At 73.6% G+C, this 26474-nt stretch carries 23 protein-coding genes, 1 tRNA gene and 1 pseudogene; 11 read left to right on the top strand and 14 right to left on the bottom strand.

The features are described from left to right. Nucleotides 1-47: 47 nt before the first annotated feature. The 6 genes from thrB to ACF08D_RS12275 all read right to left on the bottom strand — a co-directional run bounded on the left by thrB (nucleotide 48) and on the right by ACF08D_RS12275 (nucleotide 6770). Complete coding sequence (gene thrB / locus ACF08D_RS12250) at nucleotides 48-965, bottom strand: homoserine kinase (protein ID WP_392222525.1); 918 nt, start codon at nucleotides 963-965, stop codon at nucleotides 48-50. Between the two features lie 415 nt (nucleotides 966-1380). Continuing rightward, nucleotides 1381-2439, bottom strand: a complete 1059-nt coding sequence (gene thrC / locus ACF08D_RS12255; RefSeq protein ID WP_392222526.1) for a threonine synthase — start codon at nucleotides 2437-2439, stop codon at nucleotides 1381-1383. 6 nt (nucleotides 2440-2445) lie between these two features. Beyond that, nucleotides 2446-3738, bottom strand: a complete 1293-nt coding sequence (locus ACF08D_RS12260) for a homoserine dehydrogenase (protein ID WP_392222527.1) — start codon at nucleotides 3736-3738, stop codon at nucleotides 2446-2448. A gap of 95 nt (nucleotides 3739-3833) precedes the next feature. Continuing rightward, nucleotides 3834-5225, bottom strand: a complete 1392-nt coding sequence (gene lysA / locus ACF08D_RS12265) for a diaminopimelate decarboxylase (protein ID WP_392222528.1) — start codon at nucleotides 5223-5225, stop codon at nucleotides 3834-3836. Nucleotides 5226-5232: 7 nt separating this feature from the next. Further along, nucleotides 5233-6213 (bottom strand): ArgS-related anticodon-binding protein NrtL, encoded by a 981-nt coding sequence (gene nrtL, locus ACF08D_RS12270; RefSeq protein ID WP_392222529.1) that lies wholly within the window; start codon nucleotides 6211-6213, stop codon nucleotides 5233-5235. A 77-nt stretch (nucleotides 6214-6290) separates the two neighbouring features. Next, nucleotides 6291-6770, bottom strand: coding sequence for a PleD family two-component system response regulator (locus ACF08D_RS12275; protein WP_392222530.1), 480 nt, complete (start codon nucleotides 6768-6770; stop codon nucleotides 6291-6293). Between the two features lie 120 nt (nucleotides 6771-6890). Between ACF08D_RS12275 and ACF08D_RS12280 the strand changes: the two genes are divergently transcribed. From ACF08D_RS12280 to ACF08D_RS12300, 5 genes and pseudogenes are all read left to right on the top strand, one after another. After that, nucleotides 6891-6962, top strand: a tRNA-Arg gene (locus ACF08D_RS12280). Nucleotides 6963-7139: 177 nt separating this feature from the next. Continuing rightward, nucleotides 7140-7255 (top strand): annotated as a pseudogene (locus ACF08D_RS12285) (IS5/IS1182 family transposase); the annotation flags it as partial. A gap of 422 nt (nucleotides 7256-7677) precedes the next feature. Further along, nucleotides 7678-8106, top strand: a complete 429-nt coding sequence (locus ACF08D_RS12290; RefSeq protein WP_392222531.1) for a hypothetical protein — start codon at nucleotides 7678-7680, stop codon at nucleotides 8104-8106. Beyond that, nucleotides 8106-9458 (top strand): hypothetical protein, encoded by a 1353-nt coding sequence (locus ACF08D_RS12295; RefSeq protein WP_392222532.1) that lies wholly within the window; start codon nucleotides 8106-8108, stop codon nucleotides 9456-9458. The genes ACF08D_RS12290 and ACF08D_RS12295 overlap by 1 nt, the downstream gene beginning before the upstream one ends. A gap of 4 nt (nucleotides 9459-9462) precedes the next feature. Further along, a complete protein-coding gene (locus ACF08D_RS12300; RefSeq protein ID WP_392222533.1) occupies nucleotides 9463-10272 on the top strand; it encodes a lipoprotein in 810 nt (269 codons plus the stop codon). Nucleotides 10273-10390: 118 nt separating this feature from the next. Here ACF08D_RS12300 and metC read toward each other — a convergent pair whose 3' ends face one another. From metC to ACF08D_RS12335, 7 genes are all read right to left on the bottom strand, one after another. Then, a complete protein-coding gene (gene metC, locus ACF08D_RS12305) occupies nucleotides 10391-11572 on the bottom strand; it encodes a cystathionine beta-lyase (RefSeq protein ID WP_392222534.1) in 1182 nt (393 codons plus the stop codon). Then, on the bottom strand, nucleotides 11569-12873 hold the full coding sequence (locus ACF08D_RS12310) for an MFS transporter (RefSeq protein WP_392222535.1): 1305 nt from the start codon (nucleotides 12871-12873) through the stop codon (nucleotides 11569-11571). Before ACF08D_RS12310 ends, metC begins: the two co-directional genes overlap by 4 nt. Continuing rightward, complete coding sequence (locus ACF08D_RS12315) at nucleotides 12870-13760, bottom strand: sulfurtransferase (RefSeq protein WP_392222536.1); 891 nt, start codon at nucleotides 13758-13760, stop codon at nucleotides 12870-12872. The genes ACF08D_RS12310 and ACF08D_RS12315 overlap by 4 nt, the downstream gene beginning before the upstream one ends. Continuing rightward, on the bottom strand, nucleotides 13757-14977 hold the full coding sequence (locus ACF08D_RS12320; RefSeq protein WP_392222537.1) for an acetyl-CoA carboxylase biotin carboxylase subunit family protein: 1221 nt from the start codon (nucleotides 14975-14977) through the stop codon (nucleotides 13757-13759). The genes ACF08D_RS12315 and ACF08D_RS12320 overlap by 4 nt, the downstream gene beginning before the upstream one ends. 55 nt (nucleotides 14978-15032) lie before the next feature. Further along, nucleotides 15033-16289 carry a radical SAM protein gene (locus ACF08D_RS12325; RefSeq protein WP_392222538.1) on the bottom strand — a complete coding sequence of 419 codons (1257 nt, stop codon included), beginning with the start codon at nucleotides 16287-16289 and terminating at the stop codon, nucleotides 15033-15035. A gap of 203 nt (nucleotides 16290-16492) precedes the next feature. After that, entirely contained in the window at nucleotides 16493-17659 is a 1167-nt protein-coding gene (locus ACF08D_RS12330) for an ATP-grasp domain-containing protein (protein ID WP_392222539.1), read from the bottom strand. Nucleotides 17660-17976: 317 nt separating this feature from the next. Further along, entirely contained in the window at nucleotides 17977-19107 is a 1131-nt protein-coding gene (locus ACF08D_RS12335) for a Ku protein (protein WP_392222540.1), read from the bottom strand. 40 nt (nucleotides 19108-19147) lie between these two features. On the opposite strand from ACF08D_RS12335, the gene ligD reads away from it, so the two are divergent. Further along, nucleotides 19148-20032, top strand: a complete 885-nt coding sequence (gene ligD / locus ACF08D_RS12340) for a non-homologous end-joining DNA ligase (RefSeq protein ID WP_392222541.1) — start codon at nucleotides 19148-19150, stop codon at nucleotides 20030-20032. Then, nucleotides 20032-20922, top strand: coding sequence for an RNA ligase family protein (locus ACF08D_RS12345; protein ID WP_392222542.1), 891 nt, complete (start codon nucleotides 20032-20034; stop codon nucleotides 20920-20922). Before ligD ends, ACF08D_RS12345 begins: the two co-directional genes overlap by 1 nt. A gap of 7 nt (nucleotides 20923-20929) precedes the next feature. On the opposite strand, the gene ACF08D_RS12350 is transcribed toward ACF08D_RS12345, so the two are convergent. Further along, nucleotides 20930-21742, bottom strand: coding sequence for a nuclease-related domain-containing protein (locus tag ACF08D_RS12350; protein ID WP_392222543.1), 813 nt, complete (start codon nucleotides 21740-21742; stop codon nucleotides 20930-20932). Between the two features lie 156 nt (nucleotides 21743-21898). Here ACF08D_RS12350 and ACF08D_RS12355 point away from each other — a divergent pair, with 156 nt between their 5' ends. From ACF08D_RS12355 to ACF08D_RS12370, 4 genes are all read left to right on the top strand, one after another. Continuing rightward, a complete protein-coding gene (locus tag ACF08D_RS12355; RefSeq protein ID WP_392222544.1) occupies nucleotides 21899-24088 on the top strand; it encodes a PBS lyase in 2190 nt (729 codons plus the stop codon). Further along, entirely contained in the window at nucleotides 24085-24330 is a 246-nt protein-coding gene (locus ACF08D_RS12360; protein ID WP_392222545.1) for a zinc-ribbon domain-containing protein, read from the top strand. The genes ACF08D_RS12355 and ACF08D_RS12360 overlap by 4 nt, the downstream gene beginning before the upstream one ends. Nucleotides 24331-24421: 91 nt before the next feature. Further along, nucleotides 24422-25126, top strand: coding sequence for a hypothetical protein (locus ACF08D_RS12365; RefSeq protein WP_392222546.1), 705 nt, complete (start codon nucleotides 24422-24424; stop codon nucleotides 25124-25126). Continuing rightward, nucleotides 25126-26385, top strand: a complete 1260-nt coding sequence (locus ACF08D_RS12370; protein WP_392222547.1) for an ATP-binding protein — start codon at nucleotides 25126-25128, stop codon at nucleotides 26383-26385. The genes ACF08D_RS12365 and ACF08D_RS12370 overlap by 1 nt, the downstream gene beginning before the upstream one ends. Nucleotides 26386-26474 lie beyond the last annotated feature (89 nt).

The following is a 26474-nucleotide window of genomic DNA, read 5'->3' on the forward strand; positions in this document are numbered from 1 at the left end:
AACCGTGTTCCGCGGAGCGTTCGGGGCGCCCCGCGCGTCCGTCGGGCCTACGGCGCGAGCGGCAGGACGCTCGCGCCGGGGACGTCGAGGGCCAGCCGGTTGGCCGCCCACCCGTCGCCCGCCAGTCGCGCGACCTTCTCCGCCGTACCGTCGTCGGCCAGGGCGAGCACCGTGGGGCCCGCGCCGGAGATGACCGCGGGGACGCCGTCCGCGCGCAGCCGGTTCACCAGGGCGACGCTCTCCGGCATCGCGGGGGCCCGGTACTCCTGGTGGAGCCGGTCCTCGGTGGCGGCCAGCAGCAGCTCGGGGCGCCTGGTCAGGGCCTCGACGAGCAGCGCGGCACGGCCCGCGTTGACCGCGGCGTCCACGTGGGGCACGGTGCGCGGGAGCAGTCCCCGCGCGGTCTCGGTGAGGACGGGCTTCCCGGGGACGAAAACCACCGGAACGATGGAATCGGCGGGGTCCATCCTGATCGCCCGGGCGGCGCCGCCCTCGGTCCAGGCGAGCGTGAAGCCGCCGAGCAGGCAGGCCGCGACGTTGTCGGGGTGGCCCTCGATCTCGGTGGCGAGTTCCAGCAGCGCGGCGTCGTCGAGGCGGGCGTCGCCGCCTATGGTCACCGCGCGGGCGGCGACGATGCCGGCGCAGATGGCCGCGGAGGAGGAGCCGAGGCCCCGGCCGTGCGGGATGCGGTTGGCACAGACGACCTCCAGGCCGCGCGGCTGTCCGCCGAGCAGGTCGAAGGCCGTGCGCAGGGAGCGTACGAGCAGGTGGCTCTCGTCGCGCGGGAGGCTGTCGGCGCCCTCTCCCGCGATGTCGATGTGCAGCCCGGAGTCGGCGACCCGGACGACGACGTCGTCGTACAGCCCCAGCGACAGGCCGAGGGCGTCGAAGCCCGGGCCGAGGTTGGCGCTGGTGGCGGGAACGCGCACCCGGACGGCGGCGGCGCGGAACGCGGGACCGGCCATCGCTCGATGACTCTCCTTGGATCTGTCGTCCCCGGGGGCGGGCGACGGGGTGTTCGGGGGATCCGCACCCTGGGCCGCATGGCGTCAACGGCAACAGCACCGCGGCATATGCGGCGGGGTGGGTTGGGTACAGCCTATCGAAGGAAGGTTCTGTGGCGACACAGGGCGCACGGGAGGCGCACGGTGCGTGTCGCCGGCCCGTCCGTGTGCCCTTCCGTGCTTCCGGGCGGTGCCGTACGGCCTGCGTTTTCCGGCCATTTTTCGCCGCGGCGGAGCGCTCGGGCGGGCGGGTGCTCCGGCTACGCGGCCGGAGCGGCCGTGCGGCTTTCCGGTACGCGGCCGTCGGCGCACCCTGGCAGGCGGCCGGTACCGGCCGGGGCCGCCCCGCGTGGGGACGCCCCGGCCGGGTCGCGGGTCAGACCAGGCCGAGCCGCTCGGCGGCGGTGGCCGCGTCGACCGGCACCGTGACGGGCTGGGGCGCTCCGGCGACCGCCCAGTCGGGGTCCTTCAGGCCGTTTCCGGTCACGGTGCACACGATGCGCTGCCCGGGGTCGACCTTGCCCTGCTCGGCGGCCTTCAGCAGGCCGGCCACCGACGCCGCGGAGGCGGGCTCCACGAAGACGCCCTCCTGGGAGGCCAACAGCCGGTAGGCGCGCAGGATCTCACGGTCCGTCACCTCGTCGATGAAGCCGCCCGACTCGTCCCGCGCGGCCAGCGCGTTGTCCCACGAGGCCGGGTTGCCGATCCGGATGGCGGTGGCGATGGTCGACGGGTCCTTGACCACCTCGCCGCGCACCAGGGGCGCGGAGCCGGACGCCTGGAAGCCCCACATGCGCGGCGTACGGGTGGACACGCCGTCCGCCGCGTACTCCTTGTAGCCCTTCCAGTAGGCGGTGATGTTGCCGGCGTTGCCGACGGGGAGGACGTGGAGGTCGGGGGCGTCGCCCAGCATGTCCACGATCTCGAAGGCGGCGGTCTTCTGGCCCTCGATGCGGACCGGGTTGACCGAATTGACCAGCGCCACCGGGTAGTTGTCGGACAGGGCGCGGGCCAGCGTCAGGCAGTCGTCGAAGTTGCCGTCGACCTGGAGGATCTTCGCGCCGTGCACCAGGGCCTGGCCCATCTTGCCGAGCGCGATCTTGCCCTGGGGCACCAGGACGGCGGACACCATGCCCGCCCGGACGGCGTAGGCCGCGGCCGAGGCGGAGGTGTTGCCGGTGGAGGCGCAGATGACGGCCTGCGCGCCCTCCTCCTTGGCCCGGGTGATGGCCATGGTCATGCCGCGGTCCTTGAAGGAGCCGGTGGGGTTGGCGCCCTCGACCTTCAGGTGGACCTCGCACCCCGTGCGCTCGGAGAGCACCTGCGCGGGCACGAGCGGCGTGCCACCCTCGCGGAGGGTGACGACCGGGGTCGTGTCCGTGACCGGCAGCCGGTCGCGGTATTCCTCGATGATTCCGCGCCACTGGTGAGTCATTGCTGGTTACTCTCCTTCGACCCGCATGATGCTGGCGACACCACGCACGGTGTCGAGCTTGCGCAGCGCCTCGACGGTCCCGGAGAGGGCGGCGTCGGGCGCGCTGTGGGTGACGACGACGAGGTCGGCCTCGCCGTCCTTGCCCTGCTGGCGCACCGTATCGATGGATACGCCGTGCTCGGCGAAGACCGTCGCCACCTGGGCGAGGACGCCCGGCTTGTCGGCCACGTCGAGACTGATGTGGTACCGCGTCACCACGTCGCCCATGGGGCTGACGGGGAGCTGGGTGTACGCGGACTCGCCGGGGCCCGTCGCGTCATTAAGGCGGTTGCGGCAGACGGCGACCAGGTCGCCGAGGACGGCGGACGCGGTCGGCGAGCCGCCGGCGCCCGGCCCGTAGAACATGAGCTGCCCGGCGGCGTCGGCCTCGACGAACACGGCGTTGTACGCGCCGCGCACCGAGGCCAGCGGGTGGCTGAGCGGGATCATCGCGGGGTGCACGCGCGCGGTGACGGACCCGCCGTCGGCGGCGCGCTCGCAGATGGCGAGCAGCTTGATGGTGCAGCCCATGCGCTTGGCGGAGGCGAAGTCGGCGGCGGTGACCTCGGTCATGCCCTCGCGGTACACGTCGTCGAGGCGTACGCGCGTGTGGAAGGCGATTCCGGCGAGGATGGCGGCCTTGGCGGCGGCGTCGAAGCCCTCGACGTCGGCGGTCGGGTCGGCCTCGGCGTACCCGAGGGCGGTGGCCTCGTCGAGCGCCTCGGAGTAGCCGGCGCCGGAGGTGTCCATCTTGTCGAGGATGAAGTTGGTGGTGCCGTTGACGATGCCGAGCACCCGGTTGACCTTGTCGCCGGCGAGGGACTCGCGCAGCGGGCGGATCAGCGGGATGGCGCCGGCGACGGCCGCCTCGTAGTAGAGGTCCTGGCCGTGCCGCTCGGCGGCGGCGTACAGGCTCTGGCCCTCCTGGGCGAGCAGCGCCTTGTTCGCGGACACCACGGAGGCGCCGTGCTCGAAGGCCGTGGTGATGAGCGTGCGCGCGGGCTCGATGCCCCCGATGACCTCGACGACGACGTCGATGTCCCCGCGTTTGACGAGGGCGGTCGCGTCGGTGGTGATGAGCTCCTGGGGGATGCCCTCGCGCACCTTGGAGGGCCGGCGGACGGCGACACCGGCGAGCTCGACCGGGGCGCCGATGCGCGCGGCGAGGTCGCCGGCGTGCGTCGTCATGATGCGCGCCACCTCTGAGCCGACCACTCCACAGCCCAGCAGCGCCACCTTCAGCGGACGCGTACGCATCATCCGACCTCGTTTCTCATACTTCTACGGTGTGGACCAGTCTCACTCACCGGACGGAAGTTTCTCCCTTCCGTCCGGATTATGAGATATCTATTTCATCAGCCGACATCGAGACGCAGAAGATCTTCCTCCGTCTCGCGCCGGACGATCACCCGTGCCTCTCCGTCCCTCACCGCGATCACGGGAGGCCGGAGGACGTGGTTGTAGTTGCTGGCCATGGAGCGGCAGTACGCCCCGGTGGCCGGTACGGCGATCAGGTCGCCCGGCGCCAGGTCGGCCGGCAGGAACGCGTCCTTGACCACGATGTCGCCGCTCTCGCAGTGCTTGCCGACGACCCGGCTGAGCATGGGCGCGGCGTCGCTGGTGCGCGACACCAGCGCGACCGAGTACGCGGCGTCGTAGAGCGCGGTACGGATGTTGTCGGACATGCCGCCGTCGACACTGACGTACGTCCGCAGCCCCGCGAGCGGCTTCACGGTGCCGACCTCGTACAGCGTGAACGCGGTGGGACCGACGACGGCGCGGCCGGGCTCCACGGAGATCCGCGGCGTGCGCAGCCCCGCGGCCTCGCACTCCCTCGTCACGATGTCGCGCAGCGCCTTGGCGATCTCGTGCGGCTCGCGGGGGTCGTCGTCGGAGGTGTACGCGATGCCGAGGCCGCCGCCCAGGTCGATCTCCGGCAGCTCGACGCCGTGCTCGTCGCGGACCTGCTTCAGCAGCCCGACGACCCGGTGCGCGGCCACCTCGAAGCCGGAGGTGTCGAAGATCTGCGAGCCGATGTGCGAGTGGATGCCGATGAGCTCCAGCCCGTCGAGCTTCAGCGCCCGCCGTACGGCCTCGGCGGCCTCTCCCCCGGCCAGCGCGATGCCGAACTTCTGGTCCTCGTGGGCGGTGGCGATGAACTCGTGGGTGTGCGCCTCGACGCCGACCGTCACCCGGATCTGCACCTTCTGGCGGGTGCCGAGCGACTGGGCGATGTGCGCGACGCGCACGATCTCCTGGAAGGAGTCGAGCACGATCCGGCCGACGCCGGCCCGCACCGCCCGCTCGATCTCCTGGGGGCTCTTGTTGTTGCCGTGGAAGGCGATGCGCTCGGCGGGCATGCCCGCGTCGAGGGCGGTGGCCAGCTCCCCGCCGGAGCAGACGTCGAGGTTGAGCCCCTCCTCCGTCAGCCAGCGGACGACGGCCTTGGACAGGAACGCCTTGCCGGCGTAGAAGACGTCGGCCTCGGTGCCGAAGGCGTCGGCCCAGGCGCGGCAGCGGGCGCGGAAGTCGTCCTCGTCGAGGATGTACGCGGGGGTGCCGAACTCCTCGGCGAGCGTGGTGACCGGGATGCCGGCGACGGTGACGACCCCGTCCTCGCCGCGGGTGACGGTACGCGACCAGACCTTGGCGTCGAGCCGGTTGAGGTCGGCGGGCGGCGCGGAGTAGTGCCCCTCGGGCAGGACGTCGGCGTGGCGGGGCCCGGCGGGGTGGGCGGAACGGCTCATGTCTCTCTCACAAGTAGTCAGGGGCGCTGATGCCGAGCAGGGCCAGGCCGCCGGCGAGCACCGTCCCGGCGGCCTCGGCGAGGGCGAGCCGGGAGCGGTGGGCGGCCGAGGGTTTCTCGTCGCCGAGGGGCAGCACGGTGTGCTGGAACCCCAGGAACGCGTCGGCGGTGGCCTCCAGGTGCCGGGCGACCCGGTCGGGGGCGCGGTGGCGGGCGGCTGCCTCCAGGACGGCGGGGTGGTCGCCGAGGGCGGGCAGCAGGCGCGGCGCGTCGACGTCCTCGTCGTACGAGGGCGCGAAGCCGAGCGCGGCGGCGTTGCGCAGCAGGGCGCGGACGCGGGAGTGGGCGTAGCGCACGGTGAACAGCGGGTTGGCCTCGCCCTGCACCAGCAGCGCGGCGGGGTCGAGGACCCGGTCGTGCCCGGCGGGCCGGAGCATGGCCCACCGGACGGCGTCGTCCCCGAAGACGCGGGGGTCGCAGGAGGGCGGCGCGGGGAGGGGCCGGAGCGTGAGGGTGTCGGTCTCGGCACCGTGGAGGGCGGCGCCCTGGGCGGCGAGGAGGCGCCGGAGGACGTCGGCGAGGACGGTGGCGCGCGGCTCGCCGGGGTGGTCCAGCCGGAAGACGCGGCCCGCGAGGGCGGTGCCGTGGCCGTAGCGCGGGCCCTCGGTGAGGACGCGGCGGACGAGGGTGCGGCCACCGTGGTCGGCCAGCGTGATGTTGAGGAACCCGGGGCCGGTGATCTCGACGTGCGCGACGCCCTCGGCCTCGGCGATGCGGGGCCTCAGCACCTCGGCGACCCCGAGCGGCGGCATCCCGGCCCCGCGGGCGAGCTGGAGCGCGGCGTTGGTGGCCCAGTCCCCGCGCCCGCCGGGCCGCGGGCGCTCGACCGTGACCCGTTCGGGCAGGCCCGCGGGGGCCCGCAGGGCACCTTCGCCGACCGCGCGGCGCACGGCGCGCAGCACGGTGAGGGAGAGGTCCGCGGGGGTCACGGCACAAGCCTAGGGGAGGAGGCGCACTGGGGCGGAACCGGTTTCGCCATGCGGGCAGCGGCGCGCCGCCGGGCGGCTCAGCAGGGACTTCCGGCCTGGCCCACCCCACGCCGCCCGTCGAGGGGCGGCCGCTCCTCCCGGCACCGGAGCTGCCGCACGAGCCGCACGAGGTCGGCCGGCTCGAAGGGCTTGGCCAGGTACGCGTCGGCCCCGGCGGCGAACCCGCGCTCCACCTCGTACGCCGAGCAGGCGCTGACGATCGCGACAGGCAGGTGCCGGGTGGCGGGGTCCTCCCGCAACCGCTCGACGGTCAGCAACCCGTCGAGCCGGGGCATGACCACATCCAGGGTGACGACGTCGGGCCGGACGCTGTGCACGACGTCCAGACACTCGGCACCGTCGGCCGCGGTCACGACCTCGAAGCCCTCCAGCTCGAGGTTGACCCTGATCAACTGCCGGATGACCCTGTTGTCGTCGACGACGAGCACCCGGCCGGACACGCCTGACACAACTCGAGAGTAGGTCGCCCCGGGCCCCTGCGTCCGGGTTTTCCCCACTTCCGCCCCACACGAGGGACAGCGCTTGCTCCGCCTCCCGGAAATACCTGTTCACGGGCACCGCCCGGGAGCTGGTAGTGTTCTACCCGTCGCCGCGAGCAACACCACCGCGACCGACACGCCCCCGTAGCTCAGGGGATAGAGCAACGGCCTCCGGAGCCGTGTGCGCAGGTTCGAATCCTGCCGGGGGCACTTCCGGAAAGAGGGTCTGAACCGCAGAGATGCGGGTCAGGCCCTTTCTCGTGCATGCCAAGAAGCAACCGGCCTTCGGGGCGTTGCTCTTCAGGGTGGCTGCGCCGTCCGCATCTGCCACCTCTGATGGCCGGGGTGGGGGTGGAACGACCACCGGGTCGCGGTTCACGGAAGACCGTCCTCAGCGGCGACAAGGCTGACCGCTCCCGCCGAACCGCCGCTGGCTGCGAAGGCGCCACATCCGGCGCCGCATGATCCCGGAACCGGAGGACCCGCAGGCCAACCGCCGCCGCACAGGCATCATCAGCCGGTTCGAAAACTCCCGCTCTTCCACGGCACCGTCACCGCCGCAGCGATCCGACCCCGGCTCCGCCAGTGATCCGCCGGGCACGCCGGGGTCTGCAGCGGAAAAGGCCGACCGGCCCTCGGAGTTGCCGTCGGTACGCATACACCGAGCCATGAACCGGCCCCGCACACGAACGGCCCTCAGATAGGAGGCGCGATTTCACTTTCAACCCGCGTAGAGGTCTGATCAGCCATATTCGTACGGGAGACGGCGGCGAAGCGTGTGGAAAATGGTCTTGGCCTCCCACTGCGAGGCGGTTGTCACTCGTGGAACCAGCGAGAACAAGCCGCAGCTACGGATGATCGTCGATATGCCACTTGTATGCTCGGCGCACGTCGTTGACCACGGCGCACGTGCAAAGGGGGATGCATGTCCACGTTCGAAGAGGAATGGGGCCAGCTCAAGGCGGACGCGCTCCGCAGGCGGGCCGCGAGTACGGAGCTCGCCTCGGTGGGGGCCGGCGGGGGTCCGGCTCTCGGGCTGGAGAACGCGAACCTTGGTCTGCGTGACGCGCCCATACGCGCCAAGGCCCCGGGTTTACGGACCGCGAACGGTGAAGCTCGTAAGAAGGCCAAGCTCGATGTCGTAGTGGCGGCCGGGAAGACCCATGCGGGATGGGACGCGGGCGCCGCGAGCACCGACTGTGTGAGTGCCTGGCAGAAACGCCTCCGCACGCTTGGTGATCTGGTTGAGGACGCCGCCGACGCGCTCACCAAGGGCATGGACCAGCAGATCAGCGAAGACATCTCCATCGCGGCACAGCTCAGGGCCTCGGGCAACTGGCTGGAAGGTGCCTGATGGTCTCCGTGCCCGAACTCGACAAGGCACGGCCCCAGCAGTGGCGGGATGCTGCGGATGACGCCATCGGTGCCGCGAAGCAGTGCGAGGCGCTGGCCGGGTACGCGCGTGACGAGATCGCCGCGACTCTCCGCCAGTGCTGGGTGGGCGATGCCGGCCGCACGGCCCGGACCACCTTCGTCAAGCACGCGGGCGACTACGAGGCAGCCGCCATCGCCCTCCGCGCGATGGCACGGACGTACGACGATCTCGCCGACGACATCACATCCGCTCAGCGCGACCTCCACAGCGCACTCGACTACGCGCACCGCAACGGCCTCAAGGTGGACGACAGTGGTCGGGTCGATTTCGCCAGACCTACCGCCGAAGCACCGGACGGCGAAGGGGTCGAGAAGATCAAGCACGCTCATGAGATCATTTCCGATGCCCTCGCCAAGGCAAGCCGGGCCGATACCGACGCGGCCCGTTCCCTGCGTACCGTCGAAGCTCTGACTGACATCAGCGATCCGGACCTCGCCAAGAAGGCACTCGACAAGAACAGCCCGCTGGGCATTGCCCTGCGCCTGTCCGGCGGACTGGACGGCCTTCACCCCGTCAACGTCCCGATGGACGTCCTTAAGTCCGTCAACCTGGCCTCCGCCGAAACGGGTATCAGCCGGAAACTGCTCCTGGCCATCCTCTGGCAGGAACAGCAGTGGTACCAGAACCACAACCCGAGCCTCCGCGGGCCACTGGCCGAATTCGGCCGCTTCTTCGGCTGGAGCCTCACGCTCGGTCCGAAGCCGGACAAGTCCCTGGGCATCACCCACATGAAGACCGACACCGCCAGAAGCGTCGTCGAGAAGAACCGCGAGGCGTTCCGGCTGGAAGACGGCAGGTACCTGGCCGACCTGAGCGATGTCGAACTCGCGGCGCTCATCGAGCACAACCCGGACCTGGATGTACGGCTGAGCGCCCACCACTTGGCCGATCTCCGCGACCAGCCATACGGCGCCCGCACGGACAAGCAATTGTTCACGCTCTACGCCGCCGAGACCCCGGATGTGCGCGAGAAGAACGAGCAGTACGGTGACGAATCCGATCAGCGTGGCGGCGACATCAAGACGCGGGGCCGGAACTGGGACAAGATCGAGCCGCATCTCGACGACGCGATGGCCTGGGACGCCCTCAGCGACAAGGAGCAAGCGGAAGCACTAAGGCAGTTGGAGGCGCAGACCCCCGCAGGACATCACGTATCTCTCGACCCTCTGTACCGCGCGGGCCAGGCCACGGGCACCGGTACCGGCGAACCGGAGCCCGGAACGCCGTCGCCCAGCCCCGGTCCCTCTCCCGTACCGCCAGGAACCCACTGACCTGATGAAAAGGACCGTGTCCCTCCTGACCACGCTCTTCGCGCTGGTCGCGCTCACCGGGTGCGACCGGTTCGAGCCGCGCGGTGGAAAACCCCTCGACCCCATGCCGGCCCATGTGCCCACGACACCGCAGTACACGACACCCGACGAGGTCGTGGCCGCCCTGGCACGGGCGGGCTTGCCCTGCAAAGTACTGCGGCGCAGGACCGGCGCCCTGGACTGTGAAGCCCGGATCTCGGAAACGACAGTGGAGAATCAGATCCAGGTCCTGAACCCTGAGGAGTTCAGCCGTGACGAGGTCGGCGACTCCATCGCCGCCTGGCGCAACAGCGGTACCACCATCGTCGCGGCGGGCAACTGGTTCGTCCGCGTCCTGCCCAACGACATCCCGGCCTACTCGATCAAGGTCGCCCACGCGATCGACGGCGTCGTCCTCCCTCCCCCCTACCCTCTCCCCGACATCCCGGGCACACCCGCGTACGCGACCACCGAAGCGCTGGCCGACGCACTGGACAAGGCTGACGCCTGCTCCGACCGGGAACGACGGTCGGCGCGGGAACTGCTGTGCGGATCACGCTCCCCGGAGAAGACATCCTGCGACGCGTCATGGGCGAACCACCACGCTCTGTTGTCCCTGCACAAGGATCGCGCGACCCGCGACGACTACGTCCGTCTCCTCCTCAGCAACGACCACGCACCCGCCGCCATCCTCACCGCCGCGAACTGGACCATCCAGTTCTGCGACCCCGCCAAAGCGCGCGCAACAGCTGACGCTGTGGGAGGAGTCCTGATCCAGCACAAACCCACCACGTAGGACGCAAGGCGTGGACGGGGCCTTGAAGCATCGCCCAGGGTGCAGCCCTCCAGCATTCCCCCGCAGATCGTCGGCATCCGCGGCTCGGTGAGACCGATCGAACGACCGGACATGAGGGCTAGGTGGCTCGTGATCCGCCTCCGACACCCGCCCCAGCAGCGGTTCCCGGGGCCGGGGGCAGCGTGGAGAGGGCTGTGGTGAGGTCTGCCTTCAGGGTCTCGATGTCCTCGAAGCCGACATGGACGCGGAGCAGCGGGCCCCTGTGGGGCCAGGTTTCCGGGAGGCGGTGCGTGACCGGGTCCGTGGGGACGATCAGGCTTTCGTAGCCGCCGTAGCTGTGGCCCAGGCCGAAGACGCGGAGGCGGTCCAGCAGGGTCGTCACCTCCTCCGGCGTGACGTGCGGGTGGAGTTCCAGGCCGAAGGGGCCCGCCGCGCCCGTGAAGTCGCGGCGCCAGAGGGCGTGGCCGGGGTCCTCGGGGAGGGCCGGGTGGAGGACGCGGGCGACGGCGGGGTGGCGGGTGGCCCAGCGGGCGAGGGCCAGGGCCTGGCGCTGGTGCTCGCGCATGCGGACGTGCAGGGTGCGCAGGCCCCGCAGGGCCAGGTAGGCGTCGTCGGCGCCCGCGCACTGGCCGAGGCGGATCGCTGCCTGGCGTACCGGGGTGTAGCTGTCCTCGGTGCACACCACCGCGCCCAGGATGCTGTCGGCGTGGCCGGTCAGGTACTTGGTGGCGGAGTGCACCACTACGTCGGCGCCGAGGGCCAGCGGGCGGTGGAAGGCGGGCGTGGCCCAGGTGTTGTCGATGAGCGTGACCACGCCCCGGGCCCGGCACGCCGCGGTGACGGCGGGGACGTCCTGCACCTCGAAGGTCGTGGAGCCCGGGGACTCCAGCAGGGCCAGGCGGGTACGGGGACGGATCAGGCCGGCGAGGGCGGCGCCGCTCACCCGGGGGTCGTAGTACTCGGTCTCCACGCCCAGCGCGGCCAGCGAGTCGCAGAACCTGCGGGTGGGGAGGTAGACGGAGTCGCTGACCAGCAGGTGGTCGCCGGCCCGGGCGTACGCGAGGACCGCCGTGGTGATCGCCGCCAGGCCCGAACAGGTGGTGACGGCGGCGTACCCGCCCTCCAGCGCGGCGAGGGCCTCCTCGAAGGCGCGGGTGGTGGGCGTGCCGAAGCGGCCGTACACCGGGCCCGAGCGCTTGAGGGGGTCGGCCTGGGAGGCGTCCATCTCGGCGACGTCCTCGTAGAGCACGGTCGACGCCCGGTGGACGGGCGGGTTGACGTAGCCGCTCTGCCGCTTCACCGTACGGCCTCCTTCTCGGGCTCCCGGGTACGGGCGGGGCCGCCGAGCACCGCGGCGGCGAGCGCGGCGAGCGCGCACTGGGCGGCCACGACCAGCCAGAAGGTCCCGGGGCTGCCGCCCTCCTCGTAGTGGGCGAACACGAAACCGCCGACGACGCCCGCGAGGAGCCCCCCGACGCCGGCGGTGAGCCGCTGGACCCCGAAGGCGAACGCCGGGTTGCCGGGGACGCGGTCGACCAGCTCCAGGTCGCAGCGCAGGAACAGGAACACCTCGCCCAGGGTGAACAGGACCGTGCCGAGCAGCAGGGCCGGCAGGTCGCCCCCGTACATCACGGCCATGCCGGCGGCCATCAGCGCGAACGAGACGACCAGCAGCGGCCGGAACGCGGCCCGGGCGATCCGGTCGGCGAGCGGCGGCTGGAGGAGGACGACCAGGGCGCAGTTGGTGAGCATGATCCAGCCGAGCGCGTGGATGCCGGACACCGACGCGGCGTACAGGCCGACGAAGCTCTGGAAGAAGAAGTACAGGTAGAACGCGAGGGCGGTGAAGAGCACCGGGCGCAGGGCGCCGCGCAGCGCCTGCCGCCGGCCGGTGCCGTCCCGGCCCGCGAGGGCGCCGGCGGCACTGGTCGCGGGGACCGCCGGGGCGCCGGTGACGGGCTTCAGGGCGATCTGGTGGGCCGCGGTGATCAGGGCGAACAGCCCGGCGGCGCTCAGCAGCAGGACGACCGGGTCGGCGTCCATCAGCAGCGCGGCGAGCAGGGGCCCGAGTCCCATGCCGGCGTTGAGCGCGGCGCTGCTGACGGCGAGGAACAGCGGGCGCAGGTCCGCGGAGACGCTGGTGACGATGTACGCCTTGTTCGCCGGGAGGTACAGCGCGGGGCCGGCGGCGACGAGCACGACCGCCGGGTAGGCGACCCACGGGACGCGGACGGCCACCCCGAGGAGGAGCAGTCCGGCGGTGCGCAGGGCGAGGGAGGCGACCATCGTCCGCTTGAGCCCGAGCCGGTCGACGGCGAAGCCGCCGAGGATGCTGCCGCCGAACTGGATGAAGGTGGCCACCGCGACCAGGACGCCGGCCAGGCGGATGTCCAGGCCGACGCCCTCGACCATGAGCACCCCGATGAACGGGGTGACCATGTAGCTGCCGAGGGCGACGACGAAGGACAGGACGATCAGGGCCTTCAGGCTGGGCGTCAGCCCCTGGAAGGTCCGCCACTTCGCGGACAGGGAGCCGGGCGCCTTTGTGGCCCGGGGCTCACTCGGCGCCGGGGACCCCTGCACGGGCGGGGACGCCGTCACGGCCGTGGGCTCCCGTCCGGGCGGGGTTCCGGGCCGGTGACGACCGGGAGCGGGGACGGCAGGCCCCACTCGCTCCACGACCCGTCGTACACGGCCGTCTCCTCGTACCCGGCCAGCGCGGCGCCGAGCGCCAGGACGCAGGCGGTGACGCCGGAGCCGCAGCTGAGGACCAGCCGCCGCCGGTCGCCCGCGACCGCCCCGATCCGCTCGCGCAGGTCGGCGGGCGGGCGCATCAGGCCGTGGTCCTGGAGGTCGCCGAAGGGCAGGTTCACCGCGCCGGGCATGTGGCCGCCGCGCAGGCCGGGGCGGGGCTCGGGGGCCTCGCCGGCGTACCGTTCCCGGGTGCGGGCGTCGAGGACGGCGGCGCCCGGGTCGGCGAGGGCGGCCGTCACCTCGGCGCTGCCGACCAGCAGGCCGGGCCGGGGCCGGGCGGTGAAGTCGCCGGGCGGGCCGGTGAAGGCGGCCGGGGCGGGCCGGACGTCCAGTCCGGCGGCGGCCCAGGCGGGGAGCCCGCCGTCCAGGACGGCGGCCCGGTCGAAGCCCATGGCCCGCAGCATCCACCAGGCGCGCGCGCTGGAGTAGACGCCCGCGCCGTCGTAGACGACGACCGTGCTGGTGTCGTCGACGCCGAGGGCGCGTACCTCCCGGGTGAGGGTGCCGGCGTCCGGCATGGTGTGCGGCAGCGGCCCGGTGTGGTCGGACAGCGCCCCGTCGATGTCGAAGGGCCGGGCGCCCGGGATGCTCCGGGGGGCCGCCCGGTGGGCGCCGACGGAGGCGTCGAGGACGACCAGGCCGGGAGCGCCGAGCCGCCGGGCGAGCCAGTCGGCCGGCACCAGGGGGCCGGGCAGGTCGAGGGAGGGGGGTGCGGGGGGCTGGACGGGGTTCACCGTGCGTTCTCCTCGGGTGCGGTCGGGCGCCACCGGACGTGGGCGGAGTACCAGTCGGCCACGGTCCGCATCCGCCGCTCCACCTCGTCCTCCGTGTCACCGTCGATGACGTAACCGACCAGGTAGAGGCCGGACTTGACGCCTCCTTGGTACTCCCGCCCGACGGCTCCGGTGAAGGACATCTCCCGGACGCCGTCCGGTTCCCCGCCGGTGGGCAGGTGCTCGAGAACGCCCTTGCCCGGGGGGATGTTGAGGCATCCGGCGGGCCGGTAGACGGGGTCGCCGAGGGTGGAGGGCAGGCCGCACTCGGCGTACAGCCACTCCTTGTCCAGGTCGACCCCGAAGGCGTGCCGGACCATGGCGCTGATCATGCCGCCGCCGGTGCGGCTGGCGATCTCGCAGAACACGACCCGGTCGTCCGGGGTGATCCACAGCTCGGCGTGGAAGGCGGTCTGCGGGGGCGTCGGCAGCTCGGCGAGCACCGCCCCGGCGGCCTTGACCAGCCGGTCGTACGCCGGGTCGCCGGGAGAGAGCGGGAGGCAGCCGACCCAGTCGTCGTCCCGGAAGGACAGGCAGTCGTTGACGTACCGGAAGGGGTGGACGAACACCACCTCGCCGCCCGCCACCAGCCCGTCGACGTGGTACATCTGCCCCTCGACGAACGTCTCGACCTGGCTGGTCCCCCGCCACGGGCGGGCGAGGTAGGCGTCCAGGTCGGCCTCGTCGCGGATGACGCGGGCGCCCAGCGAGCCGGACTCGGACACCGGCTTGACGACGACCGGGTAACCGTGTTCGGCGGTGAACTCCACAAGGGCGTAGGCGGAGTCGGCCCGGCGGTAGACCGGGGTGTCGACGGGCCCGCCGGCGAGGTGGTCCTTCATGACCACCTTGTCGCGGAACGCGAGGGCGCTCGCGGTGTGCTGCCCGGGCAGGCCCAGCAGCTCCCGCAGCTGGGCCGCCCGGACCACGTCCGCCTCCGCGCGGGCGAAGACGGCCTCGACGGCGTACTCGCGGGCGAGCCGCAGGGCCGTCTTCTCGACGAGCTGGTTGGTGTCGTAGTCGTCGAACGCGTGCACCCGGCCCGGGGGCAGATGGGCGTACCCCGGGGCGAACTCGGTGGTGGTCAGGACGACCGGCTCGATGCCGGACCCGGCGAGCCACCGGTCGTACGGGGTCTTGGTGTACGGCGTCTTGGCGAAGATCAGGACGTGGCGCATGGCAGGACTCTTTCAGGCGGTACGGAGCGGGACGCCCCCTCCCGGGGGCCCGGGCTCAGGCTTCCGAGGTGACGAGCAGGGGCAGCCGGCGGCGCTGGGGCACCCGGGAGACCAGGCCCATCTCCTCGGAGAGTTCGGTGGCGAAGCACCCGTCCTTGTAGGCGCCGGAGAGCCGCTTGGCGGTGAACGCCTCGATCGCCTCGTGGTCGAACTCCACGTCGTACGCGCTCGGTTCGCCCTCGCGCACGGTGCGGACGAGGATGCCGAGGTGGGGCTCGAAGGTGTTGACGCACCCGACGATGTCGCCGATCTTCTCGCGCCGGGCGCCGTCGTCCTCCGAGAGGACGGCCTCCTCGGCCGGGATCGCGGCGAAGAGCTGGCGGCCGGCCCGGCACCAGCCGACGTGGCCGGGGAAGCCCATGGCCTTGATGCCGAAGGTGCCGAAGTCCTCGCTGACGCCGAGCTGGAAGTCCAGCGGGACGGTGTCGTGCAGCCACTTGAAGTCGCGGTACTGCTGCTCGACCTCCTCGCGGCTGAGGCGCAGCTCGGGGTGTCTGCCGCCGTGGTCGGTGAAGTTGTTGAACCGTACGGTGTCGACGCCGAGCTTGTTGAAGTAGTGGGCGTACCGCTCCAGGGCCTCGCGGCCGTGGTTGTGGCGGCCGATGGTGACACCGATGTTGACCCGGAAGGCGACCGCGTCGCTGCCGCCGGCGCGGTGCTTGTCGTTGTACGCGTCGATCCGCCGCAGCACCTCCTCGGTCTCGGCGCCGCTGAAGACGCCCTTGATCGGGTAGTCGCGGTGGTCGGTGACGGTGAGGTCCTCGCCGATCAGGCCGTGGTACGTGATGGAGATGGTGCCGTAGCCGTTCTCGACGGCCAGGTCGAGGAGTTCCTCGTAGTTGTCGGCGAGCAGGGGGCGGCCGCTGGTCCAGGCGTCGCCCTTCTCCATGGTCTCGGTGGGCTTGTGGTCGGACTCCTGGCGGAACTCGCGGTTGTTGGCGGGCCCGTAGACGCGCATGAAGGCGCCGTCGTAGGCGAAGCTGTCGACGTAGCGCGGATAGACGTGGTAGCCGTGCGACTGGAGGCCGGCCAGGATCAGCGGTCCCTCCTCCATCGCGAAGGACTTGTCGTACACCTTCTCGTAGTTGACGAACCAGCAGTGGGTGCACTTCTGTCCGCAGGTGTTCTTGCCGACCTTGGTGTCCAGGTCGAGGTAGATGTGGATGTCCTCGGGCCTGATCTCCCGGAACGGCGTGCTGAACGGCTCGTCGCCGTGGAAGTCGTACGAGATGGGCGCGTTCGTGACAGACATGGGTCCCCCCGGGGTCATGAGTGGTCTTCCGGCGTGTGGCGCTCGTGTGGTGCTCGGGATGGATGCGGCGGTGGATCCGTGGTGGTCGTGGTGGTGCGCGGAGCCCGGTGCGGGCGCGCACGGGTCCCCGTGCGGGCGCGCGGGGTCGGTGCGGGGCGCGCTCGCGCGGGTGGTACGGGTGGGTCGGGTGGCCGCGCGGGGTGTCAGCCGGCGGGCGTGGTGGTGACGATCGGCAGGGCGGTCAGTTCGGCGACGGCCGCCACGCAGGCGTCGGGCCCGGCGGCGGTGAGGACGGCCATGCCCAGCCGGTCGTGCGAGGAGCGCAGGGGCGCCACCTCGTCGCCGGGGCGTACGGACACGTCCCAGTCGGTGACGGTTCCGTGGGTCAGGCGGGGCCGGTCGGCGATGTGGGTGACCCGGCCGGGCGGGGCGGTGAGGAACACGGTGGCGGCGGCGGGCGCGGTGGCCTCCCCGGCGCCGAGGCCCGCGCCGACGGGCCAGCCGAGGGCGGCGCGGCGCCAGTCGACGCCGGTGGTGAGCCGCACCAGGTCGGCGATGCCGTCGCCGCCCAGCCGGTTGTGGGACTCGATGACGGTGACCTTGTCCCCGTCGACCTTGACCTCGGTGTGGCTGGGGCCGTCGCCGAGGCCGAGCGCGTCGAGCATCTCGCCGACCGCGCGTTCCACCAGCCGCCGCCCGGCCTCGTCGAGGGACGGGGGCGGCATCATGTGGCTGACCTCGACGAAGCCCCCGGTGGTGCCCTTCTCGGCGATGCCGACGACCGTGTGCCGCCCGTCCGAGGACAGCGCCTCCACGCTGAACTCGCGCCCCTCCGCGTACTGTTCGAGCAGGGTGGCGCGGGTGGCGAGCTCCGCGGGCAGCCCGGCGGCGGTGTCCAGCAGCCGTACGGCCATGCTGCCGAACCCGTCGACCGGCTTGGCGACGACCCGTTCGTGCCGGGCGAACAGGCGGGCCACCGCCTCGGGGTCGTCGCCCGGCGCGAACGCCGGGTTCAGGTGCGGGGCCTCGCGCTCCAGTACGCGGCGCATCTCCAGCTTGTCCCGGGTGGCCCGGACCACCGCGGGCGCCACGCCCGTGACGCCCAGCCGCTCGGCCGCGGCGGCGGCCGGTTCCAGGCCCGGTTCGGTGAGCGAGACGACGGCGGCGGGCCGCAGCGGGGCGAGCACCTCGTCGGTGAACGCCCGGAAGGCGGCCGGCTCGCGGAAGTCGGTGGTGAACACCCGGCGCTTGTCGGTGACGTCCGGGTCCAGGGCGGGTGCGCCGGGGAGCTGGACGTGCACCAGGTCGCCGGGCAGGGTCTCGGCCGCGCGTGCGACCGTCGGGTTCGCCCCGATGATCACAAGTGTCACGGCAGCGTCCTCGCAGACATCCGGTTCCGCCCTCCCCTAGGCCGATCGCGCGCGTGCCGGAGACATCGGCGCGCGTGCGGAGACGAGGAATCAGGACACCGGTCCTCGTGCGGACCGGGCCCCTCCCTGGTTCCTCGCTCGTGCGACGGTCAACAAACCACCGGCAACCGCTCGCTGTCAACGATTCTCCGCCAGGGGCGTGCCGGGCGGCCCGGGGTGCTTCCCGGAGGCGTACGGCGGCAAACCGGCAGCGTGTTGACGGTGCGTCACCGATTCCGGGCCGTCGGCGGGGCGGCGTGTCCCGGCCGCCGGAGGGGTCAGGAGGCCCGCTTGCGGGGCTGGCTCTTCTTGGCGGCGGTCTTCTTCGCCGCCGTCTTCGAGGTGCTCTTGGCCGTGCTCTTCGAGGCGCTCTTGGCGGTGGTCTTCTTCGCCGCCGCCTTCCGGGCGCCGCCCTTGCCGTCGTCCTTGCCCCCGGACCCGCCAGACCCTGCGGATCCGGCGGATGCGGTGGCCTTGGACGTCGATTTGCGGGCCGGGGCGGCCGTCTTCCCGGCGGCCGTCCTCGCCGTGGACTTCTTGGCGCCGCTCTCCTTGGGCGAGGCGGGCGCGGAGCGCGCGGGGGCCTTCTTGCGGGCGGGCAGCTCGTGGACGGAGGCGTCCTGCTCGTCCTCGCCGCGGGCCTCGCGGGCCGCCCGTACGCTGCTCTCCAGCGCGGCCATCAGGTCGATGACCTGGCCGCCGGGCTTCTCCTCCCGGGGCGCGGGGGCCTCGGCGCCCTCCGCCTTGGCGGCGATCAGCTCCTCGACGGCCGCCCGGTAGTCGTCGTGGAGCGACTCGATGTCGACCTCGCCCAGGGTGTCCATCAGGGCGTCCGCCAGGTCGAGTTCGGCGTCACGGACGGTCACCGAGGTGTCCGGGGCGACGCCCTCGGGGCGGCGGATCTCGTCGGGCCACAGCAGCCCGTGCATGGCGATGACGTCGTCGACGACGCGCAGCATGCCCAGCCGCTCGCGTCCGCGCAGCGCGAACTTGGCGATGGCGACGCGCTCGCTGCGCTTGAGGGCCTCGCGCAGCAGGGTGTAGGGCTTGGCGGCCGGCACGCCGTTGGCGGACAGGTAGTAGGCCGCGTCGATCTGGAGGGGGTCGATCTGGGACGCCGGGACGAAGGCGACGATCTCGATCGTCTTGGCGGTCGGCAGCGGCAGCGCGGCGAGGTCCTCGTCGGTGATCGGGATCATGGTCCCGTCGGCCTCTTCGTACGCCTTGCCGATCTCGTCGCCGGTCACCTCCTCGCCGTCCAGCTCGCACACCTTGCGGTAGCGGATCCGGCCGCCGTCCTCGGTGTGGATCTGGCGGAAGGAGATGGACCGGTTCTCGGTCGCGTTCACCAGCTTGATGGGGATGCTGACCAGACCGAACGAGATGGCGCCATTCCAGATGGATCGCACGATTCATCCCTTTCGTCCAGAATCATGGGATTCTCATGGTATGACGCCGATCACGGAGGTGGAGGGGCGGCGACTGCCGCTCAGCAACCTGGAGAAGGTCATCCATCCCGCCACCGGGACCACCAAGGGCGAGATCCTGCACTACTACGCCACCGTCGCCCCCCACCTCCTCCCCCACCTCCGGGGCCGCCCGCTGTCCTTCCTGCGCTACCCCGACGGGCCCGACGGCCAGCTGTTCTTCACCAAGAACCCCCCGCCCGGCACGCCCTCCTGGGTGAAAGCCGCCCCCGTCCCCCGCTCGGACGACAAGAACGCCCACCAGGTGATGGTCCAGGACCTCCCCTCCCTGATGTGGGCCGCCAACCTGGTCGTGGAGTTCCACACCCCGCAGTGGCTCGCCGACGCGCCCGCCCGGGCCGACCGGCTGGTCCTCGACCTCGACCCCGGCGCGCCCGCCACCGTCGTCGAGTGCTGCCGGGTCGCCCGCTGGCTGCGGGACCGGCTCGCCGCCGACGGCCTGGAGGCGTACGCCAAGACCTCCGGCGCCAAGGGCCTCCACCTGTACGTACCGCTGCGGCCGGCACCCTCCGAACGGGTCCAGTCCTACGCGAGGCAGCTCGCCGTCGAGGCCGAGGAGGAACTGCCCGAGCTGGTGGTGCACCGGATGGCCAAGGCGCTGCGGCCCGGCAAGGTCTTCGTCGACCACAGCCAGAACAACGCCGCCAAGACCACCGCCGCCCCCTACACCCTGCGCGCCCGCCGCGAGCCGTCCGTGTCGGCGCCCGTGACCTGGGAGGAGGTCGAGTCCTGCGGCGAACCGGCCCGGCTCGCCTTCCTCCTCGCCGACATGGCCCCCCGCCTCGCCGCGCACGGGGACCTGCTGGCGCCGCTGCTGGACCCGGACCGGGCGGGACCGCTGCCGTGATGCCCCGCCCGCCCGTGAAGGTGGCCCTCGCACGGACGGTGGCCGCGCTGCCGCGCGAGGCGGGACTGGCGTACGAGCCCAAGTTCGACGGCCACCGGATGGTGATCTTCCGGGAGCCCGGCGGGGTGGTCCTCCAGGCCCGCTCGGGGCGGATCGTCACCACCGCCTTCCCGGACCTCGCGGAGGCGGCACGGGCGCTGCCCGGCGGCACGGTCCTCGACGGGGAGGTGGTCGTCTGGCGCGAGGGGCGGATCGACTTCGCCGCCGTCCAGGGCCGGGCCGCCGCCACCCCCGGCCGGGCGCCCGGTCTGGCGCGCCGGCTCCCCGCCTCGTACGCCGCCTTCGACCTGCTCGCGGCGGACGGCGCCGACCTGCGGCCCCGGCGGTACGCGGTGCGCCGCGAACGGCTGGTCGAGCTGCTGGCGGGGCTCGGCCCGCCGATCCAGCCCGTCCCCATGACCACCGACCCCGAGCTGGCCGCCACCTGGTACGAGACGCTGCCCGCGATCGGGGTGGAGGGGCTGGTCGTCAAGCGCCTGGACCAGCCCTACAAGGCGGGCACGCGCGCGTGGAGCAAGCTGCGGCACACCGACACCCGGGACGCCGTGGTCGTCGGCTTCACCGGCGCCCGGGAGCGGCCGGCGTCCCTGGTGCTGGTCCTCCCCGACGACGACACCCCGGTGGTCTCCAGCCCCCTGCCGCCCGCCCTGCGCGCCCGCGCGGGCGGCGCCCTCGCCGCCCTGCCCCCCGGCGAGGAGGGCACCGCCGTCGCGGTCGGGCTCGGCGAGGTGACCTACCGGTCCGTGCCGCCGGACCTCACCGCGGAGGTCGCCACCGGCTCCACCCGCCACACCGTGACGACCGTGCTGCGGCTGAAGGACATCCCCTAGACGGCCGTCAGACGGCCGTCCAGGTGCGGCGGTCCCGGGCCAGGGCGTACAGGGTCTCCACGTCCGCCGGTTTCAGGACACCTCCGAGCCGCCCCAGGGACGGGATCTCGCCTTCCCGCAGCACCCGGAGCCCGGCGGTGCCGGAGCGCACCTCCAGGCGGCCCGGCCCGGCGACGGCGAGGACCGGGCGCACCGCCGCGGCCAGGGCGTGCGCCGCCCGGTCGGCGTCCCGCAGCACCGCGCGCACCCCGGGGCGGGGCTCCGCGCGGCCGACGGCGACCGACGGGCCGGCGACCCGGACCCGGCGGCCCCGCGCGGCCAGGGTGCGCACCGCGAACACCCCGCCGGGGCCGATCGCCACATGGTCGATCAGGGCCGCCCCCGGCAGCGGCACGCAGTGCAGGACCCGCCAGCCCGCCGCCGCCAGCGCGTCGAGCGCGTCGCCGACCCGCTGCTGGGCGGACAGCTCGGCCAGGCGCGGGTCCGGCAGGCCGAACCGGCGCGGCGGCCGGTCCCCGCGGCCGTCGCCGAGCGCCCCGAGCAGGGCCTCGCCGGGGCGGTTGGGAGCCAGGTCGTCGTCGGGGTGGAGGGCCAGGCGGGCCAGGTCGGAGGCGGTGGGAACGGGCGGCGGCCCGACGGTGACCCGTCCGGTGACGTACGGCGCGAGCGCGGCGAGGACGGCGTCCTCGTACTCCCCGTACAGCAGGCTGATCCGGCCGGCACCGGGGTCGTACCAGGCGACGTCCCGGCCGTCCGGCAGGCTGACGCGCAGCCGGCCGCGCCCGCCCGGGCGCACCGGTACGACCTTCAGTGCGGGCATGCCCCATCACCCCCACGCCCATGGGAACAGCCGTGCCCCGGCGGGGCAAGAGACCGGGGAGAGGGGTCCGCGGGGGTGTCCGATTGCCGGGGCACGGCCACCGCACCTGTGGTGCACTATTGCCCCCAAGTGCAGTGGTCTGCGGGGAGGGACGGCATGTTCACGGGGATCGACGAGGTGGACTGGGCCTCGCTGGGCCATGCCTACGGACCGGCGGACGACGTGCCCGGGCTGCTGCGCGGGCTCGCCTCTCCCGACCCGGTGGAGCGGGAGGTGGCGCTGGACGGCATGTATGGCGCGGTGCACCACCAGGGCGACGTGTACGACTCGACGCTCGCCTGCATCCCCTTCCTGCTGGAGCTGGTGGCCGCGCCCGAGGTGCAGGACCGCGGCTGCCTCGTCGAGCTGCTGACCAGCATCGGCGGCATCGACCTCGGCGGCGACGAGGGGCTGGACGAACTGGACCCGGAGGACGAGGACTTCGAGGACGCGGCGAACTACGCCATGGCCGCCGCCGCCGTCGCGGCCGGCGCCGACGTCTTCCTCGGCCTCGTCGCCGACCGCGACCGGGAGGTGCGGCTCGCCGCCCCGGGCGCGCTCGCCTCGCTGCACGGCGACCCCGCGCGCGTGCTGGTGCTGCTGCGGGAGCGGCTGACCGTCGAGACGGACACGGAGGTGCGGCTGGCGCTGGTGGAGGCGGTGGGCCGGATCGCGCTGCGGTACGAGTCGCTGCGCGACGAGATCACCGACTGGCTCGGCTGGCTGATGGGCGCCGCCCAGGACCCGGCGCTGCGCCTCGCGGCGCTGACCCAGCTCGCCCGGTGCGCCCCCGCCCGGCTGCCCTCGGACGTCGTGGTGACCGTCACCGGCCTGCTGGCCGAGCTGCGGGAGGCCGCCCCGACGGCGGGCGCCCGCCAGGGCTTCCCCGGCGTGGACCGGCTGCCCGACCTGACCGACCTCGGGGTCCTCGCGGAGCTGACCGAGCTTCCCGAACCGCCGCCCGGCATGCCCGACCTCCCCGACTTCCTCGACCCGCGCCCCGGCGCGCCCGCCCTGCTGGGCCGGGTGCGGGAGCTGCGCGAGGAGCAGCGCGCCGGGCGCGGCGCGGCGTGGGCCGACGACCTGCTGCGCACCCTGCACGGCGCGCTGGACGACCGGGTCGAGGACCGGATCGCGCTGATCTGCGCCCAGTTGCGCAGCCCCGACCGGGACCAGCGGGCGGACGCGGTGTGGATGTGCGGCGGCCTGGTGCGGACCTGGCGGGGGGCGTACGACGAGGTGGTCCGGCTGGCCGGGGAGCAGCTCGCCGAGCCCGAGCCGCGGCTGCGGGAGGCCGCGGTGGCCTGGCTGGAGGGCCTGTTCGAGGTGGCCCGTCCGGCGGCGGACGCGCTGGCCGCCCGGGTGGCGGCCGACCCGGCCCCGTGGGCGCCGGTGCGGTCGGACGGCCGGTTCGGGATGGGCAACGCGCTGCTGGCGCTCACCCGTACCGGTGACGCCCGGGCCGTGCCGGCGCTGGCGCACGCCCTGGAGCAGCCCGGGCTGGACGGCCGCCTGGGGTACGCCGTCGGGCACCTGGGCCCGGCCGCCCGCCCGCTGGTGCCGGCGCTGCGCCGCCGGCTGGCCGGGCTGCCGCTGGACGAGGAGCTGGGTGAGGAGGCCGGGCCGCTGCTGCGGGCGCTGGCGCACCTGGAGGCGGTGGAGGCGCTGCCGGAGGTGCTGCGGGTGCTGCGCGGGGCGCCGGCGTTCCGGCGGGAGTGGCTGGTGGAGTCGTCGCTGCGGGCGCTGGCCGCCTTCGGCCCGGCGGCGCGCGGGGCGGCGGAGGAGGTGCGGGCGCTGCTGGGCGACGCTTCGGCGGTGGTGGCGGCGTCGGCGGCGCGGGCGCTGTGGGCGGTGGAGGGCGACGCCGGGGCCGTGCTGCCGGGGCTGCGGGCCCGGCTGCGGTCGCCGGACGCGGCCCAGCGGCGGGAGGCGGCGCGGGCGGCGGGCGCGATGGGGCGGGCGGCGTCGGCGGCGGAGCCGGAGCTGCGGGCGTGCCTGGCGGCGCCCGCGCTGTGGCTGCGGGTGGACGCGGCGGTGGCGCTGTGCCGGACGACGGGCGACGCCGGGGCGGCCCTGCCGGTGCTGGTGGGAGCCTGGAGGGAGAACCGGCACACGCGCGTGGAGATCGCCGGGTGCGTGGCGGAGCTGGCGTCCCCGCCGGACGGGATGGCCGCGCTGCTGCGCGCGGAGCTGGCCCGCGCGCGGCGCCACAACGCCTCGGAGGGCGCCGTGGGGGACCACGACGTCCACCAGGACGAGAAGCTGCTGGCCCTGTGCAGGCGGGCACTGACGGAGGACACGCGATGATCATCTTCGGGACGAAGGGGTACCTCCGGCAGCTCGCGGTGCTGACGCTGGTGTGCGGCCGGTGCGGCAACCCGGCCGCGCACGCGCTGCGGAGGCGGACGACGAAGTTCACGCTGTTCTTCGTGCCGCTGTTCCCGGTCTCCACGTCGTACGTCACCCAGTGCGCGTTCTGCGGCGCCGAGGAGCGGATCGGCCGGGACCAGGCGGACCGGATGCTCGCCGAGGCGCCCCGGGTGCGGTGACCCGGCTCGACAAAAGGGACTTCCGTCCGAATAGGGTGGGTGCGTCCGTCCCGACCCCGGCCGCCGCGCCGGCTGGAGCACCAGGAGCACCGTGAGTCCGCACCGCCCGGCCGTCCGCGCGGCGCTGCTGCCCGCGACGGCGGTGGCCGCGCTGCTGCTGGCGGGCTGCGGCGAGGCGGGCGAGCTGACCAGCGCGGGCCCCACCCCCACGGCCGTCGGACCGGTCCGGCTCTGGCCCGACCTGCCGCCGGTGACCTCGCCCCCGTACGACTACGGCGAGAGCGACACCGAGCGGGTGCCCGGCGTGGCGGTGCCCGGCGGTGACGTCCACCGGGTCGACCCGGTCGCGGTGGTCGCCGCCGAGGTGGCGGCGCACCCCGACGAGTACAGCGGCCCGGACGGGATGTACGCGGAGACGGCGGCGAAGATCCGCGCGTGCGCCCGGACGCCCCGGGAGTGCCCGGTGATGACGCCGTACTACCGGGACCTCACCGGCGACGGCAAGGACGAGCTGATCGTGGGCATCAAGATGCCCGACCAGCAGATCGGGCTGCGGGTGTACATGCCGGAGAAGGGCGGCCTGACCCGGATCATGTCGACCGTGGACCAGGTCGTCGGGGTGCAGCTCGCCGGGCGGGACCTGATGGTCCGGGTCGTCTCCGCGGGCATCCCCGGCTACGAGTACCGCACGGTGTGGTCCTGGGACGGGCAGCAGCGGACCATGCTGCCGGCGCGGGACGAGATCGTCCGGGTGAAGCCCGTACCGCCGGAGCCCTCCCCCTCGGGCGGTGGGTGATGCGGCGCGTCCGGCTGCCCGCCTGGACGGCGACCCTCACCTGGAAGGCCGGGCTCTTCATCACGGTGATGTGCTGCGCCCTGGCCGCCCTGCTGGGCGCCCTGGTGCATGTGTCGGTGACCCGGCAGACCGTGGACACCGCCCGGGAGAAGGCCCTCGACCGGCTGGAGGAGGTGACCACCGCGTACGAGGCGGGCGAGCCGCTGCCGCCGTACGCGGGCGTCGACCCGGCCGGCATCCCGCCGGCCCTGCGCGCCCTGGCGGTACGGGGCGAGCGCGGCACCGTCGTGGCCGACTCCGGCGGCCGGGCCACCATGTGGGCGGCCGGCCCGGCGGACGGGCGGGCGCTGGCCGTGCGGGTCGACTACTCGCTGAGCGCGTCTACGATCAGCGGGCTGGACAAGGCGATCCTCGGGTCCTCGGTGCTGGCGATCGGGGCGACCCTGCTGGTCGGCTCGCTGGCGGTGACCCGGGTGACGCGGCGGCTGCACCTGACGGCGCAGGTGGCGCGGCGGATCAGCGCCGGCGACCTGGACGCCCGGGTCAACGACCCGCGCACCCGGGACCCGGCGCACCCCGAGGACGAGGTCGCCACGGTGTCGGGCGCGCTGGACACGATGGCGTCCAGCCTCCAGGGCAAGCTGCTGAGCGAGCAGCGGTTCACCGCGGACGTGGCGCACGAGCTGCGCACCCCGCTGACCGGGCTGACCGCCGCGGCGGAGCTGCTGCCGCCGGGCCGGCCCGCGGAGATGGTCCGCGACCGGGTGCGGGCGATGCGGGCGCTGACCGAGGACCTGCTGGAGATCTCCCGGCTGGACGCGCGCACCGAGGAGGTGGACCTCGACGTGTACGAGCTGGGCCCGCTGGCCGAGCGGGTGGTGCGGGCGTCGGGCACGGACACGGAGGTACGGATCGTCCGGGACGCGCGCGTGGAGACCGACCGGCGGCGGCTGGAACGGGTGCTGGGCAATCTGGTGGCCAACGCCCACAAGCACGGCCGACCGCCGGTGGCGCTGGTGGTGGACGGCCCGGTGGTGACGGTCCGCGACCACGGGCCGGGGTTCCCGGCGTACCTGCTGGAGCACGGGCCGCAGCGGTTCCGTACGGAGAGCGGCAGCAAGGGCCACGGGCTGGGCCTGACGATCGCGGTGGGCCAGGCGGAGGTGCTGGGGGCGGAGCTGCGGTTCGTCAACGCCCCGGAGGGCGGCGCGGAGGCACGGCTCACGCTGCGTGAGGGACCCCCCACCGGCCCGCAGTAGGCGACGCACCGGCATAGGGCCGCGCCCCTCCCACCACCGTCCCGCAGTCGGCGACGCGCCGGGGTGGGGCCGTGCAGGGTCGCCCCCGC

Origin of the sequence: Streptomyces sp. NPDC015131 (assembly GCF_043079975.1) — a bacterium.
Lineage (GTDB): Bacteria > Actinomycetota > Actinomycetes > Streptomycetales > Streptomycetaceae > Streptomyces.